We start from the raw sequence: 19,354 nt of genomic DNA, 5'->3' as shown, positions 1-19,354 counted from the left end.
GGCCAAAGAGTACAGGCGCCGGTCGCGCGCGTATAGACGTTACGCGGGCGCTTCTCGCTTGCGCTCGGCGCGCCGCGGTTTCTGCCCGCTCTGCGGGGCACGCCCGTTGCGAGGCGGGTCGCCGGTCGCCGGCGGCAGCGTGACGATGAAGTCCGTGCCGCTTTCTGCATCGCTGACGGCGCGTACGGTGCCGCCATGCGCCTCGACGATCTCCGCGACGATCGAGAGCCCGAGGCCGCTGCTCCCGCCCTTGCGCACGCGGGCGCGGTCGACCTGGAAGAAGCGCTCGAACACGCGCGGCAAGTCTTCCGCGGGGATGTGCGAGCCGCTGTTGTGCACGCGGACGCTGACGCCGCCGTCCCGCTCGACGTTGGCGCTCAACGCGATATCACCGCGCGCTGGCGTGTGGCGGACGGCGTTTTCCATGAGATTGGAGAAGACCTGCTCCAGGCGCCGGGCATCGCCATGGACCATCGGCAGGTGGGGAATGCTGACGCCGGTGCGGATATCGGCGTCACGGATCGCGAACTGAAAGCGCTCCATGGTCTGCTCGAGGAGGGCGCCAAGATCGACGTGTGTGTGCTGCATCATCACCTGGCCGGACTCGATCTGCGAAAGAAGGAGCAGGTCTTCGACCAGGGCGCGCATGCGGTTGGCTTCTTCGTTGATGATGCGCGCCGACTCCTTCGACGCTTCTTCGTCGGTGGCAGCGCCATCCAGGATCGCCTGAGAGAAGCCCTGGATCGACGTGAGTGGCGTCTTCAGTTCGTGCGAGACGTTGGCGAGCAGGTCCTTCATCATCCGTTGCGATCGGCTGACTTCCTGCGCCATGTGGTTGAAGGCTTCCGAAAGACGGCCGACTTCGTCCTCGCCGCGGATCGGGATGTGCACGTCGTACTCGCCGCGCGCCATCTGCTGCGACGCCTGCGTGATGCGCCGCAGCGGCCCCGAGATCGAGCGCGAGATGACGAACGCGACGCCGAACGACACGAAGAGCGCGATGGCGCCTGCGAGCACGAGCCGTGGCGCCAGGTCCAGCCACGCCGATGCGAGCTCATCGGACGGGATCGCGACGTAGGCGATGTACTGGCGCGGCTCGAAGTCTCCCTGCACGGTGTTGGTGTCGGGCGGCGGTGCGAACAACGTGAGCTGCGTATCTTCGCCGCTGTAGCCGCCGGCGCGGTAGCGAGCGCCGTTCTCCTCGGTGAGCGGGATGCGGCGATTCTCGAAGGTCAGGATGTACGTGCCCTGGAGCTTGTCGAGCGTGTCGTGGACGACGTTGAGTTCTTCATCGATGAGGAGGAGCCGGACGTCGAGTTCGCCAGCGCGTGCATCGGCGTACTCCTCGACCTCGGCGAGGCTCATGCCGAGCGCCAGCATGGACGCGATGCGTTCGTTGATCGGCTCAGCGTGACGGCCGTAGCGCTCATGCGCGGCCGCTTCCTGTTCGTCGCGCAGCAGGAAGAGGGCGCCGGCGCCCGACAGGAATACAGCCAGGCCGACGACGGCGGCGAACGAGACGACGAGCCTAGCTCTGAGGCTTCCCAGCATCTTCTTCCACCACGAGCTTGTAGCCGACTCCCCACACGGTCTGGATCTTGACCGAGGACTCGCCAAGCTTGTCGCGAAGCCAGGCGACGTGGACATCGATGGTCCGTGAGTCGCCGTAATAGTCCGTGCCCCACACCATGCGCAGGAGGCGCTCACGGTCGAGCACGGTGCCCTTGTGCTGCGCGAAGGCCGACAGCAGTTCGAACTCTTTCGCGCGAAGCTGGAGCGAGCGTCCGTCGAGCGTCACCTCGCGGCTCGCCGCGTCGATCCGCAAGCCCTCCACCTCGATGACCTCCGGTGTATCGCGGTCGCCCTGGGAGCGCCGCAGCACGGCCTTCACCCGGGCGACCAGTTCGCGGGGGTTGAAGGGCTTCGCCATGTAATCATCGGCGCCGACCTCCAGCCCCACGATGCGGTCGACGTCGTCGCCGCGGGCGGTAAGGATGATGACGGGAACGTTGCTGGTCTTGCGGAGTTCCTTGCAGACGGTGAGGCCGTCCATCTCCGGCATCATGAGGTCGAGGACGATGAGGTCGGGTTTGAGCGAGCGGGCTTTTTCTAGCGCCTGCTTGCCATCGTGGGCCGTCTCGACGCGAAAGCCCTCGTTGTTCAGATACAACCGAGCTAGCTGGACGATGTTCTTCTCATCGTCGACGACGAGGATGGTTCCCGGCATGTGTCAACCTTCTATCGATTGTTGCCGGGGGCATTATAGCGGGGTAGAGATCCGGGGGGATTCTGGGAGGAGAAATCGGGCGGACCGCCTGCTTCACTCCCTGCCTCAAGATAGTCACACCCTACGCCTTCTTCAGACGCACAGGCGGTCCGCCCTACGAAGCAAGGCTACCGGAACCACTGTCAACACTTTGCGAAGGAAGTGTTAACCGGGTGTAAACCGGGGGTCGTGGCAACAGTTTGGCAACGAAGTGCAACGCGTTGCGGACTCGTGAAATGTGGTAGAAACAGTACCGGAGAGTCCTCGCATTGCATCTTGACAGCGCAAAGGGGTGCGATCATACTCGCCAGATCGGCTGGATCATGAGGTAGGAATGTCCTATTCTGACCGCCCTTGCCAGCAAACTTGTCTCTGAGGTTGTCGCACCGTTGCCAGCCGCTGATCGGCTGACTTTAGGGGTTTGTGCGCCCAAAGAAGGGACTCTGCCATGAGACCGCTGCCAGTCATCGAAGTCGAGAATGCAGCCGTGGATTCGATGCCTGATCCAGTACCCAGTCAAAAGTCTGCTCCGATAACTCGGAGGGCGGGCGTTTTGCAAATACTCATTGACGTCAAAGATGCTCTTTTGCTTAAGATGCGCTCGCGCAAACTCACAGAGCGCGAACGCCGCCAGCTTCACCAGGACATCGCGAAGGACCCCGAGGTTGAGCGCGCCCTAGGGCGGGCATTAGCGGCGCACCCGCAGTACCGAAGGAAGGCGCGCAACCAGGGTGGCCTATCGGATAAACACGGATGACGTAAACGAGGACGTAGCGCGCTTCAATGCCGCCGTCCGCTACTACTGGGATTCCTGCCTCCGACACATCAGCCATCGCCCACAGGAACATCGCGGAGCATTCATCGAGCGGGCTATAGCCATAGCAGGTTCGCCCACGATGACTTTTGGGTACCTGATCACTCGCGAGGTGTATGCATCCGGCGAGGAAATCTATCTGTTCTCTGCCGACTGCTTCCCGGCCCAATTTGCAATCGGGTACATGCTGGAGCGATGGTTACCTCCCCGCGACGGACTCGACGGAGAGGTAGACGTTGTGTTCGCCAGAGGAGGCTAGCCGCTATTCGACACGCGCGTGCAGCTTCGGATTGAAGCTACGTCACCCCTCCTTATCTTCGCCAGCGCCCCGCCTGAGTCACAATGACGTGGCCTGATGCCTCGTTCCAGCCTTGAGACAGCCCCCCGCATCTCAGATTCGCTGCATCGCCCAATCCGCCTCCGATTCGGGCCAGGATCTGTAACACCCGGGCTTCCGGAGCGTTAGGTATTTGGCGGTCTGCGCCCAGGGTTGAATCTGAATCTGAAGCTGATGGGGTGCAGGCACGGTCAAAGATCTCCGGTTTCCCGCCGATTCTGAGATTGATGAAGGTTGAAGCTATGACTGACGAGAAGCCCGCCACCGTCCACAGCATCGAAGCGGCCTCGACCGCGCGATGGCTCAGCCGCACGCTGGCACCGGCCCGCGCCCGCTCGAAGGAGGCGCCGACCGCCGAGGCCGTGAGCCGCATCCGGGCGCGCGTGTTCGGGGAGCCGGCGCAGAAGAAGGCGGAGCGCTCGATCGCCGCCTAGGCGCGGACAACTGCATACGACGTGGAGACGCCCGGCCGATGGCCGGGCGTTTTGTTTGCGGCGTCGGCTCCGCGCCGCAGTCGTCAGTTGTCAGTCGGCGGGGGCGACGTGCGCAGCCTCTAGCGTCTGGCCTCCAGCTTCCAATCTCGTCTCCCGCTTCGCGGTTGTCGCTTCTATACTCACGTTTTCCACCGACATCGCACCGTGAAGGGACGCCGTGAAGCTCGAGCCGTGGGAGCGCAATCTGTACGCGGTCTGGGCCGCGCAGTTTCTCGCGCTCGCCGGTGCCAATCTGGTGTTTCCGTTCATCCCGTTCTTCATCATGGAGATCGGCATCGAAGACGACGGCGATGCGGCGCTCTGGGCGGGTATTGCCAACACGGCGACCGGGGTGATGCTGTTCGTGTCGTCGCCGCTGTGGGGATCGCTCAGCGACCGCTTCGGACGCAAGATGATGCTGCTGCGCGCGCACGCTGGGGCGATGGTGACGGTGACGTTGCAGGCGTTGGTGCAGAACGTGTGGCAGCTCGTGGCGCTGCGTGCGCTGCAGGGTGCGTTCGTCGGCACGATCCCGGCGGCGACGGCGCTCGTCGCGGCGGGGACGCCGGCGCGACGCATGGCGTACGCGCTGGGGCTGCTGCAGATGGGCATCTTCACATCGCAGACGGTGGGGCCGGTGATCGGGGGCGCGATGGCCGACCAGTTCGGCTTCCGGTTGACGTTCGCCGTCGGCGGGCTGATGTACATCGTCTCGTTCGCGCTGGTGTTCTTCTTCGTGAAGGAAGACTTCAAGCGCCCGGACCCGAATGTCGAGCGGCCGGGCTACGTCGAGAACCTGCGCAGCGTCATGCGCACGCCGGCGATGTTGCTGCTGATCAGCGTGATGTTCCTGGTGAGCACCGCATCGGTGTTCGTGCGGCCGATCATTCCGCTGGTCGTCGGCAGCTTCACGAACGAAGACTCGGCCGCGGCGCAGGCGGGGCTCGTGTTCGCAGCGCTCGCGGTCACGAGCGCCGTCGCCGCGCTCTTCGCATCGCGGCTGACGTCGCGCGCGGGCTATCGCAACGTGCTGGTACTGGCGACGCTGTGCGCGGGGCTGGCGTACATTCCCGTGGCGATCGCGGAGAGCCTGCTGCCGCTGATGGTGCTGATGGCGCTCGTCGGCGTGTTCAGCGGCGCCATGGTGCCGACGGTGAACGCGCTGATCGGCGCCAGCGCGCCGGCGGGCAAGCACGGCTCGGCGTTCGGGCTCGTCGGCAGCGCGCAGGCGTTGAGTTTCGCGATCGCGCCGCTGCTCGGCGGCATCACGGCGCGTCAGCTCGGCATCCACGCGCCGTTCCCGATCATCGGCATGATGCTGGTGCTGGTGGCGGGGTTGGTGTGGCTGACAGTGCGGGAGCCGGCGGAGGTGGGGGAGGAGATGACGGCGGAGCCGGTTGAACATGAACCCAGCCCTTCCTGATGTGATTCGTATAGAATCATGCGGAAGAGGGATTCGTGTTTGTTTCGCGCCTACAGATTAGGAATTTTAGGAACTTTCGAATGCTAGACGTCGCCCTCGGCGGCGACAGCGTGTTCGTTGGGGAGAATAAGGTCGGTAAGTCGAACCTAATCCATGCCATACGGCTGGTGCTCGACCCTAGTCTTCCTGACTCGGCTCGTTACCTAAGGCTAGATGACTTTTGGGACGGTCTTCCGCGGCCGCTCGCTCGAGACCACGCAATCGAAGTGGCTCTAGACTTTCGTGACTTCGAGACGAGGCCGAGTCTCTTATCCCTTCTCGCGGATTCGGTGGTTGAAACGGAGCCTTTCACGTCCCGGTTCACTTACCGTTACACCGCGTCACAAGACACCGGCGAAGCGATCAGAAGTGATGTGGAGCTGAAGTGGGCCATCTTCGGTGGGGATAGGCCCGACAACGTCATACCGCTAGAAACGCGCCGACGATTAGCTGTCGACGTTCTTCCGGCGCTACGAGACGCGGAGAGCGATCTCCAACGCTGGAGGGCATCTCCGTTGCGTCCTCTGATGGAACAGGCCGCGTCAACGATCGAGCCGGACGAGCTCCTGCGCATCAGTGGCGCGATTACAGCGGGAAGCCGTCAACTTGCCGCGATCCCTGAAGTTGCGGGCGTCGCTCGAGAAATCAACGAGCGTCTGATGGAGATGGTCGGGGCTGGGCACGGCCTTGAGTTTCTACTTAGCGCCACTGAGGCGGACGCAGACAAACTGGTTCGATCACTTCGTCTGTTCTTCGATAATGGCGTGCGCTCGATTTCCGACGCTAGCTTGGGGTCTGCGAACCTCCTGTACCTTGCGCTGAAGACGTTAGAACTACGACTAACGGTTGAACAGCAGAGGCGCAACTTCGTCTTCCTTGCTATCGAAGAGCCTGAAGCACACCTCCACCCTCACTTGCAAAGGCTTGTATACAGCGATTTCCTAAGAACTCGAGTTGAGCAAGACCAGCCACCAGAGCACGATCAATTGATCTTCCTCACGACTCATTCACCGCACGTCGTGAGCGTCTCTCCCGTTCGATCGATCGTGCTCCTGAAGAGGATCGGGGAGCCTGTCGAAACGGTTGCACTCTCATCGGCGACGCTCGAATTCGATGCCGATGAGGTTAGTGATCTCGAGCGCTATCTGAACGTTACCCGGAGCGAACTTGTGTTTGCCCGCGGAGTGATTTTGGTTGAAGGGATGGCAGAGGCGTTCTTGGTTCCAGCCTTCGCCAAGCTCCTTGGGACGGACTTCGACAAGCTCGGGATCACAGTGTGTTCCGTTGAGGGAACCCATTTCGCTGCGTACGTCAAACTGTTGTCGCAGGCGGGGTTAGACATCCCCTTTTCGGTAATTACGGATCTTGATCCACGCGAGGACGAACCGGCGGGCGCGGTGACAAGGATCCGCGCCCTTCTGACCGTGCTGGGAAGGAACGTCGATGAGGCAGAGGGGGATCACCGGCTGCTTGAGGAGGGCCGATCGAAGGGAGTCTTCGTGAACGGTTCGACCCTCGAACGGGAGCTGTGGACGGCTGGAGCCGCAGGGCCGATTTGCCAAGCGCTGGAGGAACTCGCGGAGACCGCGGCATCACGGCAGCGGTTCAAACAATGGGCGAGCACTGTCGAGTCGGTTCCGCTCGATTCTGTCATGTCGGCCATCGAGCGCGCTGGGAAGGGTCGTGTTGCGCAACGCCTCGCTTCAAAGCTGAACGCCGCGATTTGTCCGGTTTACATCAAAGAGGCTATAGAGCATGTCACCCAACAACTACCTCAGTGATAACCGGTTGTATCTTGCCGCCGCTGAGGATCTTCGAGCCAACCCTGGTCAATGGCAACTTTACGAGTCTTCACGGAACTGCGTAGTTCTAGCAGGGCCTGGGACAGGTAAAACCAAGGCGTTGACTATTAAGCTCGCGCGCGTACTCGACGAGGATGTCGCCCCTCCTCAGGGCGTTGCCTGCATCACTTACAACAGCGAATGCGCGCGCGAGCTTACCAGGCGATCGTCGCAACTGGGCGTTCACCCGTCCCGCAGGGTTTTCGTCGGCACTGTTCACGGGTTCTGCCTTTCGCACATAGTGCGCCCTTACGCATCCATCGGCGCTCCAGACCTTCCCAATCCATTTCGGGTAGCGACGAAGTCCCAGCGAGACTCTTGCCTTGAGGAAGCGACGGACAGAGTTCTCGGAAAGAATACGCCGGTATACGAGATTCGAGAGGCCTTCGAGCTCTACCGCCGCATGAATTGGAGACGTGACGCAACTGGTCGAAGGATGTTAAGGAACCGATAGCGGACATAGCACTCCACTACACCGACTTACTCCACAAGGCAGGGTTCATCGATTTCGATGACATGACAATTGCCGGCCTGCGGCTTCTTAGTATGGAGTGGGTTGCCCAAGCGGTCGCTGCGAAGTTTCCCGTCCTGCTCGTCGATGAGTATCAAGATCTGGGAGTGCAGCTTCACCACTTGGTGCGTATCCTTTCCGAAAGCGTAGGTGTGAGGGTCATTGCGGTCGGAGACCCGGATCAATCCATTTACGCGTTCTCTGGTGCACAACCTACCCTGCTTCGCGAACTCGCGGAGCGGACGGACTTTGAGACAATTGCCCTTCGCATCAATTACAGATCTCGTCAAAGAATAATCGATGCCGCCGAGATCATCCTACAAGAGGATCGCGGCTACATTGCAGCTGACGAGGAAGATGCAGTCATCGACTTCGTATTCTGCGAAGACGGTGGGCTGGCCGAACAAGCTCAGCGTGCCATCGCCGCGATTCCCGAGATCTTGAGTCGACACGAAGGCCGACAGGTTGGCGATATTGGTGTGCTCTATGTTGACAAGAACGTCGGTGATGTGATTGCAGACGTCGCGCGAGAGCATAATGTCAGGTACGTTCGCATCGATGGAAATGCCCCTTATCCCAAGACGCCCTTGACCCGGTGGGTAGAAGATTGCGCACGCTGGTGTAGCGGTGAATGGAGGACCGGGAACCAACGGATTCGGGACATCCTTGAGCTTTGGGGGCAACTCACAGGAGTAGACGACGAAGCGGATATTGCGGCAGACACTAAGGCCAACCTGACCCAATTTCTCTGGAATCATCGTTCAGCTGATCTACCAGCCCTCGACTGGCTCAACGCCCTTTGGAGAGTCGCGCTTGAGGCACATCTCGATAAGGATGGAGTACGGCCCGACGAATTCGAGGTATGGGAACGTCTCATAGGGAGTTACTCACCTGCCGGAGCGCTAGCGGGTTCAACCGTTCAGCAGTTTGCGTCACAGTCGGGCGATCCGTCGCAACTAAGACTTATTACCATGCACAGTTGCAAGGGGTTGGAGTTCGATGCAGTGATCATGGTTGGGATGGATCAGGGGCTCATCCCGCGTTGGTCAGCGCGGACACCGGCTGTTCGCCGTGAGCAGCGCAGACTGTTCTATGTTGGCTTTACGCGCGCAATGCACGAGGTTCACATGTTCTACTCAGGGTTCACAACCGACCGCTGGGGGAATACTCGCTTTGATGGCCCGTCTGAGTTTCTTCTCGAATTGCGGGACTCGCTGAATCTGTGAGCTGCCGACGGGTCTCGCTCGCACCGATCACCGCACCTACACTTCACGCATGACGCCGATGAACCACGAGCGCTCGCGAAAAATCAACGAAGCGGCGCAAGAACTGCTGCCTGGCGGGGTGGACTCGCCTGTACGGGCGTTTAAGGCTGTCGGCGGGGAGCCGGTAGTGATGGCGTTCGGGAAGGGCAGCCGCATCACCGACGTCGACGGGAACGAGTACGTCGACTACGTGGGGTCGTGGGGGCCGCTGATCCTGGGGCACGCGTACCCGTCCGTCGTGCAGATCGTGCAGAAAGCGGCGGAACGCGGGACGAGCTTCGGCGCGACGACGGAGCTCGAGGTGGAGCTGGCGCGGCTCGTCACGCAGATGGTGCCTTCGATCGAGCAGGTGCGGTTCGTCAACTCCGGCACCGAGGCGACGATGTCGGCGCTACGGGTGGCGCGGGCGTTCACGGGCCGCGACAAGATCGTGAAGTTCGAGGGCTGCTACCACGGCCACAGCGACGGGCTGCTCGCGAAGGCGGGGTCGGGCGTCGCGACGCTCGGGCTGCCGGACTCGGCGGGCGTGCCCGCGTCGTTCACGTCGGAGACGCTGCTGGCGCCGTGGAACGACCGCGAGGCCATCGAACAGCTTTTCGAGCGGCATTCAGGCGAGATCGCGGCGCTGATCTGCGAGCCGGTGCCTGCGAACATGGGGCTGGTGCCCGCGGAGTACGGCTACCTGCAGTTCCTGCGCGAGATCACGGAACGCGCCGGCGCGCTGTTGATCTTCGACGAAGTGATCAGCGGCTTTCGCGTGTCGCCGGGCGGCGCGCAGACGTTCTTCGGCGTGCTGCCGGACATGACGTGCCTGGGCAAGATCATCGGCGGCGGGCTGCCGGTCGGTGCGTACGGCGCGCGGCGCGAGATCATGGCGATGGTGGCGCCGGTGGGGCCGGTCTACCAGGCGGGCACGCTGTCCGGGAATCCGCTCGCGATGGCGGCCGGCATCGTGACGCTGCGCGTGTTGCAGAACGACGGCGTGTATCGCGCGCTCGATCAGGTTGGCGCGAAGCTCGCTGACGGGTTGCGCGAAGCGGCGCGCGCGGCGGAGTGCGTCGTCTCGATCGCGCAGTTGGGGTCGATGCTGACGGTGTTCTTTTCGGACGAAGCGCCGCGTGACTATGCGTCGGCGAAGCGCTCGGACACGGAGCGCTACGGGCGGTTCTTCCGCGCGATGCTCGATCGCGGCGTCTATCTGCCGCCGGCGCAGTTCGAGGCGATGTTCGTATCGCTCGCGCATCAGCAGGCGGATATTGAGCAGACGATCGCGGCGGCGCGGGAGGCGTTTGCGGAGAGCCGGTAGTTGTGTTTTTCAGTTGTAAGTTTTCAGTTGTAAGTTCTACGTGGAAGAACGCGGGCTGAAGCCCGCGCTCGTATTAAAACCTCTGTGCCTCTGTGGTGATGGCTGTCTCCTACCGGCGCGAGCGGGCGGCGGCGACTCGCTTGGGGGCGCGTTTCGTCGCTTTCGGGGCGGGGCGCTTTGGCTTGGCGCCGTTCGATGATGCGGCGGCGCGCTTCGATGATGCCGCCGCGCGCTTCTTCGGCGAGGCGCCGTTGCGCGCTTCGATCTTGTCGATACGGTCCTTCAGCGAGCGGTTCTCTTCCATCATCTTGTCGAGATCCTCGCGCAGCTTGCGGACTTCTTCGCCCTTGTCGGCGCCTTCGCGGATGCGCTGCATCGCTTCGCGGGCGGTGCGGATCACGCGGCCATCGAGCTCGCGGTCGATGGTGCGGCTCAATTCGCCGAGCGCCTTGGTGTCCTTCAATTCGGCGAGCGCCGTGATCGCATTGAGCCGCACGCGCAGCCATTCATCAGGCAATAGCTCGATGAGCCGGTCGAAGGCCTGATCCTTCGCGCGGTCGCTGAGTTGCCCGAGCTTGCCGAGCACAGACGTCGCGACGCCACGCACGGGGTTCGAGCGGCCGCGCCTGGTCCAGTCGAGCGCGATCGGCAGCGCCCGTTCGTCCTTCAGGTCGGCGAAGCCGAGCAGCGCCGACGCGCGGATGACGTCGTTCTGCGACTCCTTGCGCATCGCGACCTTCGCGAGGACGTCGAACGCCTTCGCGGAACGCGTGGTGCCGAGTGAATGCGCGGCGGCGCCTTCGACGTAGTAGCTGGCGTCGCCCTTGCGCAGCAGCGCGATGAGCGCATCGGCCGCGCGGTCGTCGCGGAACTGTCCGAGTGCCGCGTAGACACCGCGGCGCGCCTTTGGGTGGCGCACTTTCGTCGTTGCCAGCAGCGCATCGAGCGCGATTGCGCTCTTCATGGCGCCGAGCGCGCGCGCCGCCTCGGCCTGCACGCCCCAGAACGCATCCTTCAGCACGGCGTCTTTGAGCGCGTCGGCGGCTTCCTTCGAGCCGAGCTTCGAAAGCTCCTTCGCCGCGTCGATGCGGCCGACGGCGTCTTCGTCTTGCTTGAGCTGGAAGAGCAGCATCTCCTTCGGCCGTTTGAACTCGACGGTCTTGAGGATGTTGTTGCCCGGATCGAAGCGCACGAGCTGCGGCTTTGCGGGCAGCGAGAAGTAGAAGTTGTGCACCTTCTCGTTGATGTCGACGCGGAACGACTGCTTCTTGCCATCGACGGTGAACGCGATCTCGACGGGCACGCGGAACACCGATGAGTCCTTCTCATCCTGCGTCTGCTGCACGTTGAGCTTCGCCTGCTTTGCGTCTTCGTCCCAGTCGAAGGTCAAGCGGAATGCCGGATGGCCGCCGCGATAGACAAACTCATCGAAGAGCCAGTCGATGTTGCGTCCCGTCGTGCTCCAGATGGCGCGTTGCAGGTCGGGCGTGGTGACGTTCGTGCTGCGGTGCTTCGCGACGTAGGCGCGGATCGACTTCCACCAGAGGTCGTCGCCGAGGGCGGTGCGGATCATGTGCAGGACGAGCGAGCCCTTTTCGTACAGGTGACGGTCGAAGAGATCGATCGGCTCGCGGTACACGTTGTGGACGATCGGACGCCGGTAGCGGCCGGAGTCCTCGCCCATGTAGATCTGCGCGTTCTGGTACAGCTCGTACCGGAACTCGTCGATACCCTTGTGGCGCTCGGTGAACAGCGCCTCGAAATACGTCGCAAAGCCTTCGTTGAGCCAGCCGTGCGACCAGTCGCGACAGGTGAGCAGATCGCCGAACCACTGGTGCGCCAGTTCGTGCGCAAGCAGGCCGTCGGCGTCGGCATCGAGGGATGCGCGCTTGTCGAGCAGCGACGTATCGGTGAGGGTCGTCGCGCTGACGTTCTCCATGCCGCCGAAGATGAAGTCCGCGACGAACGTCTGCGCGTAACGGGCATACGGATACTTGACGCCGGTCGCTTCGTTGAAGAAGCGGATCATGGCCGGCGTGTTGGCGAGCGTGCGCTCCAGGTCGACGCCGCGACCTGTCGGACCGAAGTATTCGAGCGGCGTGCCGTCCGCGCGATGGTGGATCTCCGCGAACTCGCCCACGATCTGGCTGAGCAGGTACGTGACGTGCGGCGTGTCCTGCTGCCAGTGGTAGGTCTTCGTGCCCGCGCGTTTGTTCTGCTTCAGCGACTTCAGCGCGCCGTTGCCGATGCTGATCATCGAGCCGGGCACAGTGACGATGACTTCGGAGGTCTGCTGGTGGTTCGGGTAGTCGATGCAGGGATACCAGTGGCGCGAGTCTTCGTCCTGGCCCTGGGTCCACGCTTGCAGCGGCTTCTTCGGGTAGTCCTTGTCGGGCTCCGTGAAGTAGAGCCCGCGGCGCGGATACGCCGAGTAGGCGATGGCGATTTCCGTCTCGGCGCCGGCCTTGAGCGCGCGCGGCAAGTCGATACGGAGCACAGGGTCGCTGTAGTCGAACTTTACGGGCTTGCCGCCAGCGGTCACGCGCGTGATCTGCATCTCCGCGGCGTCGAACGCGATGCTGCGCACGCCGTCGTTGATCGCCCGCAGGTAATGCGTCGCCGTACCGGCGATGTGCTTCGCCTTCGGGTCGATCGCGATCTCAAGCGTGATGTGCCGCACGTCGACAACGAGGTCACGCGCGTACTGGGGCTTATCGCCCGCAAGCGGGAACGGCTTCGACGCTGCGCGCGCGCCGAGCGCGCGAGAGCAGGTCGCATAGCCGGTCAGCTCTCGTTCGAGATGATCCGTAAGTGTGTCAGGCATGGCAGTCCTCCATGCTCGCGTCGCGCGCGGCGCCGGCTCGTTATGTTGGTCGAGGTCGCGACATGATACGCGGCACGCGCGGAGGCGACAAAGCTTGCGATTGCGCGTCATGACAACGGCGGCCAGGTGAAGGCGCTAACGCAGGCGCGGCGAGTGCATCGCTCCGCTGGCGATCGGCTCATCGATATAGAGGTCACCGTTGCGGATCTTGATGTTGAAGCCGCATTCGGGATTGGTGCACGCCCAGGCCTTGTACTGGATCGCCGCGCCCTGGCTGCCAAAGTCAGAAAGCGGGACGAGGTCGCCCTGCTTGCACTTCTGGCATTTCGGAAACCCGGAGAAGTCCATCCGACGCCACCTCCGCCACCCACTGGCCAACCGGCCAGCATAGAAAGTGGGCCGAGTATAGCAGCGACCTTTTAACATTTGCAACGAACATTGGGGATTACGTAAAGGCGGCGTGGCCTACGGTGCCTCCTGCAGCGCGACGACATCCACGACGCAGACGGTGCGGCCCTCCGGCGAACGCGCCAGGAAACCCGCGCCGGGCGCCCACGAAAGCTCACGCACCTGGCACCCCCTCTGAAGGAAGTGCTCGGCCGCCGCCGCGAGGTCCGCGGCGCTGAAGAGAAGGTACGGGTCGTTGCCCGACTGGCCGGAGCCATCGATGGCCAGCGCCAGGCCCTCGCCGAGGGTGTAGAAGCGCAGCGGGCCGTCTTCGGCGGTGACCGCGAGCCCCAGCGTGTGCTCGAAGAAGTGCGCGGCCTCGCCGGGGTCGTCCGCCGGAAAAGCGACGACGCCCTCGAACGTCAGCTGCGGGGCGCTCTGCTCGTTCAATCTGCGCTCTCCGCTCCGGGCTGTGGGCCGGACGCATGTCGGCCGACGTTGCAGGATAGCCCACGCGCGCGCCCGGCGACCGGCAAGTGGCGTAGCGACACATCGATTGACACCTGAAGCGAGGCTTCGCTACGCTGCCGAAGCCATGAACCTGACGTCGATGCAATTGGGAGCTGGACGCCGGTCACGCCGCTGAGGCTGAGGCCGCTCCGCATGCTCGCGAGCCACGTCAGCCCAGCGCGACGTGGCCGTTTCGTTTCTCACCGCAAGCGAATCCAATCCAAAGGAGTGCCGACGTGACCACCGAAGTGGGCGACCAGTACCTCGTTGAAGTCGAGCGCACGGACCCTGAGCTGTATCGCTTGATCAAGGAAGAAGAGCGATACCAGGTCGACACGGTCCGCCTCATCCCGTCCGAGAATTACGTCTCGCGCGCCGTCATGGAAGCGACGGGCAGCGTGCTCGCGAACAAGTACTCGGAGGGCTATCCCGGCAAGCGTTATTACGAAGGCCAGCGGTACATCGATGAAATCGAGACGCTGGTGCAGCACCGCGCGAAGGCGCTGTTCGGCGTCGAGCATGCGAACGTGCAGCCGTACTCCGGCTCGCCGGCGAACCTCGCTGTGTACATGGCGCTGCTGCAGCCCGGCGACAAGATCATGGGCCTGGCGCTGCCGCATGGCGGGCATCTGACGCACGGCTGGGACGTGAGCGCCACGGGCAAGTTCTGGACGCCCGTGCGTTATGAAGTCGACCGGCAGACGCACCTCATCGACTACGACGCCGTGCGCGAACTGGCGCGCAGGGAGCGGCCGCGAATCATCGTCGCCGGCGCGACGGCGTATCCGCGAGAGTACGACTTCGCGCGGTTCGCGGAGATCGCACGCGAGGTCGACGCGTATTTCCTGGCCGATATCTCGCACATCAGCGGGCTGATCATCGCGGGCGTGCATCCCGATCCGGCCCCGGTCGCCGACGTCGTGATGACGACGACGCACAAGACGCTGCGCGGGCCGCGCGGCGCCATGATCATGTGCAAGGCCGAGCACGCCGAGGCGATCGACAAGGCGGTGTTCCCGGGATTGCAGGGCGGCCCGCACGAAAACACGATCGCGGGCGTCGGCGTGGCGCTGAAGGAAGCGGCGACGGAGGAGTTCCGCGACTACGGCGCCCAGATCGTCGCCAACGCGAAGGCGATGGCGGCCGAACTGCGCGAACACGGCTTCGACCTGATCACGGGCGGCACGGACAATCACCTGATCCTGATCGATCTCACGGGGAAGAAGGTGATCGGCAAGAAGGCGGCGAAAGCACTCGACCGGGCGAACATCGTCGGCAACTACAACACGATCCCGTTCGACCCGCGCAAGCCGTTCAGCCCGAGCGGCCTGCGCATCGGCACGCCCTCCGTGACGACGCGCGGCATGAAGGAAGACGAGATGCGCCAGGTTGCCCGCTGGATGGACGAAGTCATCGACAACGTGAAGGACGAAGACGCACTCGACCGCGTCGGACGCGAAGTTGCGGACTTCTGCCGTCAGTTCCCGGCACCGGGGCTGAGCGTGGACTGAGCCTCGGTGCAATCAGCCAACAGGGGCAAAGCCTGCTTCATCGCAGCGCGCGTCGGTGTACGTCCATGCAGCGCACTCGCGGATCACATCGCGGATGAAATTGCCACCCACAGAGATGCGTCGGGTGCGCGGCCTTTACACTAGAACAGATGCCCGAACAGCATGTGATACGATCCTGTCGATGATGCGGTCCGTCACGTATCGGCAGGCGCTCAACGGCTTCCTGTTTACCGGGCTCTGGCTCGTCTTCGGAGCGATCGTGCTCTGGTCGCCGGCGCCCGGCGCGCTCGGCATCGGCGGCGCCATGTTCGCGGCGTGGGTGTTGTTGTTCTTCGCTTCGATGGCCGTATCCGGGATCCTGCTGACCATAGCCGCGCTGAACGGTGCATTCCCCCCGCGCGCTGCCGCACAACGCCGCAACGCGGCCGGCGCCGCCCGCAAGCCGGGCGATCCCTTGTGGGCGCCCCGCACCGAGGGCCCTCACCCCGCGAGTTCCGCCCGCCGCGAGGGCTGACCCGGATTGCCCACCGCACGCATCAACGGCATCGACCTCTGGTACGACGCGCAGGGCAGCGGCCCGACGCTCGTCCTGTCGCATGGCTTCGCCGGGCCGACGCCGCAATGGCCGCCGGTCATCGACGCATTCCGCGAACGCGTCCGGCTCGTGCTGTACGACGCGCGCGGCCACGGCAGCACGAGCGTGCCGCCGCCGGCGACGTTCTCGCTGCCGCAGTTCGCTGCGGACCTGGCGGCCCTGCTCGATCACCTCGATATCGAGCGCGCGCACATCGGCGGCGTCTCGATGGGCGGCATGATCAGCGCGCAGTTCGCGTGCGACTACCCGGAGCGCGTGCAGTCGCTGCTCCTCTGCGACACGACGGCAGGAAACGGCGGAGGCGATCCGGAGACGGTACAGGTCGAGGAAGGTTTTCGTGCGACGTGCGACCGCTGGATCACGATCGTCGAGAAGCATGGCATGAAGGAACTGGTCGAGCGCGAAGTGCGCTACCGCCACGAGCGCGACCAGTACGCGGCGCTCGCCGAGATGAGCGTCGAGTGGCAGGACGCGAAGAACCGCCGGAAGTTGGAAGTGATGACAGACGAGGGTTACATCGCGGCGTGCGTCGCTGTGCGCGACCGGCCCGACCTGACGGCGCGGACGCCGCTGATCGTGGCGCCGACGCTGGTGTCATGCGGCGAGTGGGATGACTTCTACCCGTGCGCGAGCCGCGACCATGGCCTGATCCGCACCTCGCGTTTCGCGACGGTCCGGCGGGCCGCCCACTCGACGCCGGACTACCGGCCGCAGCTCTGGAAGCAGGCGGTGTTTGAGTTCATCGACGATGTGGAGGCGGGGCGGGACGTGCGGGGGGAGGGGGAGTACGGGGCGTGACGACGGAACACAACACACAACAAAACAGACCGGGAAACAACAGACAACAAACAACAGACAACAGAGGTGGGCGAGCGGCGTAGCCTTTCTGTTGTGGCGGCATGGCCGCTCTGCTGTCTGTCGTAGCGGCGCAGCCGCTACGTCGTCCGTTGGTTGCGCACGGCGTCGTGGAACTGCTCGCGGAACAGGTCCACGCCGATGTCCATGCCACACGGCATCAGGTCATTGAGATGCGCGGCGATCGATTCGCTGATGCCGATGAAGACCTCGGGCAGGCGCCATCGCACGCCGTTGAGGATGGCGCGCGCGACCCGTTCGGCGGTGGCAACGCCCATGCCGAAGCGCTCAAACTCGACGTTCTCCATCATGTCGGTGGCGGTGCCGCCGGGGTAGACGGCCATGACGTGAATGCCGTCCGGCCTCAGTTCGCGGCGCAGTGACTCGCTGAACCCGCGCATCGCGTACTTCGCTGCGCTGTACGGGGCGTAGTACGGCACGCCGATGCGCCCGGCCATCGACGACAGGTTTACGATCGTGCCGCTGCGCCGTGCCCGCATGTGCGGCACGACGATCTGCGTCAGGCGCAGGGGCGCCCAGACGTTCACGCCGACCATGCGTCCGATGTCTTCCTTCTCGATCTCGTCGAGGCGGCCGCCGGCCACGACGCCGGCGTTGTTCACGAGCACGTCGATACGTCCGAGCGTTCCGGCGGTCCACCCGGCCAGGTGCTGCAGTCCTGGTCTTGCATGACGTCGCAGCGCACGACTTCGGCTTTGCCGCCCGCCTTGCGCACTTCCAGGGCCGCGACGTGCAGCACGTCCATGCGCCGCCCGGCGAGCACGCAGGTCGCGCCTTCGGCGGCGAACTCGAGCGCGGTCGCGCGGCCGATGCCTCGTCCGCCGCCCGTGATCACGACGACGTGGTCCCTGTACCGCTCACCCATGCCCGTCACCTCCTTGCCGTTGCACGATAGCCGATCGGTCGCCGGTCGTGAGTCGTTCGGCCGGCAGGTATCGCAGCATTGTCGCGGTATCCAAGTCGGTGCTCGTATCGCGTGTGGTTCGAACAGTCTCACTTCGGTACGATCCGCCGATCGGAGGGACAGCGCCGCATGGTCTTGAGCGACCGCACGATCAAGGAAGAACTCGCCGGCGGGCGTCTCGTCATCACGCCGCTCGACGAGCAGGACATCCAGCCTGCCAGCGTCGACGTGCACCTGGACCGCGTGTTTCGCGTGTTCAAGGTGAGCAGCCGTCCGTACATCGACGTGCGCGAGCAGATGGATGATCTGACCGAAGAGGTGGTGATCGGCGATGACCGCCCGTTTTTCATCCATCCCGGCGAGTTCGTGCTGGCGAGTACGCTCCAAGTGGTGACGCTGCCCGACGACATCCTGGCGCAGGTCGAAGGAAAAAGCTCGCTCGGGCGCATTGGCCTGCTGATCCACGCGACGGCGGGGTTCGTCGACCCGGGATGGACGGGCAAGCTGACGCTGGAGTTGTCGAATGTCGCCAAGATGCCGATCGCGCTGCACTTCGGCATGAAGATCGGCCAACTGAGCTTCCTGCGCATGTCGACGCCGGTCGACCGGCCGTACGGCAGTCCCGGCCTCCGGAGCAAGTACCAGGGGCAGATGGCGCCGACGCCGAGCCGCGCGTTCACCGAATTCGAAGCTGGCGAGTGAGCGGAGCGCGGAAGCCCTTTCGCGGCGTCATCTTCGACATGGACGGCGTGCTCACCGACAGCGAGCCCGCGTTCTTCGAAGCGATCAGCGATGTCCTCGCGCGCTACGGCACGAGCGTAGGCACCGAAGAGTACGCGCAGTTCATCGGCAGCGCGACGCCGATCACGTGGGGCGGGCTGATCAAGCTGAAGCAGCTGCCCGTCGCGCTCGACGACGTCATCGAGGAGTACGAGGCGCCGCTCATGGAGCGCCTGCGCAGGCCACGATCGCCGCTGCCCGGCGCGCGCGAACTGATCGATCGTCTGAAGTCGCGGGGCGTGCCGATCGGGCTGTGCACGGCGTCGTATTCGCGCTGGGTGGATGCGATCCTGCACGCCGCCGGTCTCGACGGGCTCTTCGACGCGATCTCCGCCGCGGAGATGGTCGAACATACCAAGCCGAACCCGGCGCCGTACGTGCTCGCCGCATCGAAGCTTGGCCTGGCGCCGCGCGAATGCGTCGCCATCGAGGACAGCGTCAATGGCGTTACGTCGGCGTTGCGCGCGGGCACGCACGTCGTGCAGCTCCGCGCGACGGAGACGGCAGCAGCACCGGTGGCGGGCGTCGCGCTGGTGATCGCGTCGCTGGAGGAGTTTCCGATGGAGCTGGTTGTTGGGGACGTGTGACGTGCATCTGTACACCCCCGAGTTGCCATGGGAGAAGTAGACATAGTGATGAGATCTGATCACGCGCGTTGATCTATTGTCGCTTGTTAAGCGCGATCGTATACT

At 63.9% G+C, this 19,354-nt stretch carries 15 protein-coding genes and 2 pseudogenes; 11 read left to right on the top strand and 6 right to left on the bottom strand.

Going from position 1 to position 19,354, the window contains the following annotated elements; all coding sequences use genetic code 11:
• Positions 1-39: 39 nt before the first annotated feature.
• Complete coding sequence (locus WEB52_14945) at positions 40-1,551, bottom strand: HAMP domain-containing sensor histidine kinase (protein ID MEX2227731.1); 1,512 nt, start codon at positions 1,549-1,551, stop codon at positions 40-42.
• On the bottom strand, positions 1,529-2,227 hold the full coding sequence (locus tag WEB52_14940) for a response regulator transcription factor (GenBank protein ID MEX2227730.1): 699 nt from the start codon (positions 2,225-2,227) through the stop codon (positions 1,529-1,531). The genes WEB52_14945 and WEB52_14940 overlap by 23 nt, the downstream gene beginning before the upstream one ends.
• A 1,432-nt stretch (positions 2,228-3,659) precedes the next feature.
• Here WEB52_14940 and WEB52_14935 point away from each other — a divergent pair.
• The 6 genes and pseudogenes from WEB52_14935 to hemL all read left to right on the top strand — a co-directional run bounded on the left by WEB52_14935 (position 3,660) and on the right by hemL (position 10,275).
• Positions 3,660-3,851 (top strand): hypothetical protein, encoded by a 192-nt coding sequence (locus WEB52_14935; GenBank protein MEX2227729.1) that lies wholly within the window; start codon positions 3,660-3,662, stop codon positions 3,849-3,851.
• A 217-nt stretch (positions 3,852-4,068) separates the two neighbouring features.
• Positions 4,069-5,313, top strand: coding sequence for an MFS transporter (locus WEB52_14930; protein MEX2227728.1), 1,245 nt, complete (start codon positions 4,069-4,071; stop codon positions 5,311-5,313).
• 35 nt (positions 5,314-5,348) lie between these two features.
• Entirely contained in the window at positions 5,349-7,133 is a 1,785-nt protein-coding gene (locus tag WEB52_14925) for an AAA family ATPase (GenBank protein MEX2227727.1), read from the top strand.
• A 507-nt stretch (positions 7,134-7,640) separates the two neighbouring features.
• Positions 7,641-7,931 (top strand): annotated as a pseudogene (locus WEB52_14920) (UvrD-helicase domain-containing protein).
• A gap of 252 nt (positions 7,932-8,183) precedes the next feature.
• Complete coding sequence (locus tag WEB52_14915) at positions 8,184-8,930, top strand: 3'-5' exonuclease (GenBank protein ID MEX2227726.1); 747 nt, start codon at positions 8,184-8,186, stop codon at positions 8,928-8,930.
• Between the two features lie 49 nt (positions 8,931-8,979).
• A complete protein-coding gene (hemL, locus tag WEB52_14910) occupies positions 8,980-10,275 on the top strand; it encodes a glutamate-1-semialdehyde 2,1-aminomutase (protein ID MEX2227725.1) in 1,296 nt (431 codons plus the stop codon).
• A 109-nt stretch (positions 10,276-10,384) separates the two neighbouring features.
• Here hemL and WEB52_14905 read toward each other — a convergent pair whose 3' ends face one another.
• The 3 genes from WEB52_14905 to WEB52_14895 all read right to left on the bottom strand — a co-directional run bounded on the left by WEB52_14905 (position 10,385) and on the right by WEB52_14895 (position 13,936).
• The gene (locus WEB52_14905) at positions 10,385-13,099 is read right to left on the bottom strand and encodes a M1 family aminopeptidase (GenBank protein ID MEX2227724.1); all 2,715 of its coding nucleotides are present in this window, start codon (positions 13,097-13,099) and stop codon (positions 10,385-10,387) included.
• 135 nt (positions 13,100-13,234) lie between these two features.
• Positions 13,235-13,447 (bottom strand): hypothetical protein, encoded by a 213-nt coding sequence (locus tag WEB52_14900; protein MEX2227723.1) that lies wholly within the window; start codon positions 13,445-13,447, stop codon positions 13,235-13,237.
• A gap of 117 nt (positions 13,448-13,564) precedes the next feature.
• Positions 13,565-13,936 (bottom strand): hypothetical protein, encoded by a 372-nt coding sequence (locus WEB52_14895; protein ID MEX2227722.1) that lies wholly within the window; start codon positions 13,934-13,936, stop codon positions 13,565-13,567.
• Positions 13,937-14,232: 296 nt separating this feature from the next.
• Between WEB52_14895 and glyA the strand changes: the two genes are divergently transcribed.
• From glyA to WEB52_14880, 3 genes are all read left to right on the top strand, one after another.
• Positions 14,233-15,507, top strand: coding sequence for a serine hydroxymethyltransferase (glyA, locus tag WEB52_14890; GenBank protein MEX2227721.1), 1,275 nt, complete (start codon positions 14,233-14,235; stop codon positions 15,505-15,507).
• Positions 15,508-15,688: 181 nt separating this feature from the next.
• Positions 15,689-16,021, top strand: coding sequence for a hypothetical protein (locus WEB52_14885; GenBank protein ID MEX2227720.1), 333 nt, complete (start codon positions 15,689-15,691; stop codon positions 16,019-16,021).
• A gap of 6 nt (positions 16,022-16,027) precedes the next feature.
• Complete coding sequence (locus WEB52_14880) at positions 16,028-16,900, top strand: alpha/beta fold hydrolase (protein MEX2227719.1); 873 nt, start codon at positions 16,028-16,030, stop codon at positions 16,898-16,900.
• A 137-nt stretch (positions 16,901-17,037) separates the two neighbouring features.
• Here WEB52_14880 and WEB52_14875 read toward each other — a convergent pair.
• Positions 17,038-17,843 (bottom strand): annotated as a pseudogene (locus WEB52_14875) (SDR family oxidoreductase).
• 168 nt (positions 17,844-18,011) lie between these two features.
• Between WEB52_14875 and dcd the strand changes: the two are divergent.
• Together dcd and WEB52_14865 are read left to right on the top strand one after the other, a co-directional pair.
• Positions 18,012-18,584, top strand: coding sequence for a dCTP deaminase (dcd, locus tag WEB52_14870; protein MEX2227718.1), 573 nt, complete (start codon positions 18,012-18,014; stop codon positions 18,582-18,584).
• Entirely contained in the window at positions 18,581-19,249 is a 669-nt protein-coding gene (locus WEB52_14865; protein ID MEX2227717.1) for an HAD family phosphatase, read from the top strand. Before dcd ends, WEB52_14865 begins: the two co-directional genes overlap by 4 nt.
• The last annotated feature ends 105 nt before the right edge of the window (positions 19,250-19,354 follow it).

The sequence above is a fragment of the Dehalococcoidia bacterium genome (assembly GCA_040902535.1).
In the GTDB taxonomy this organism is placed as follows: domain Bacteria; phylum Chloroflexota; class Dehalococcoidia; order DSTF01; family JACRBR01; genus JBBDXD01.
This window is presented reverse-complemented; position numbering and strand designations above follow the sequence as displayed.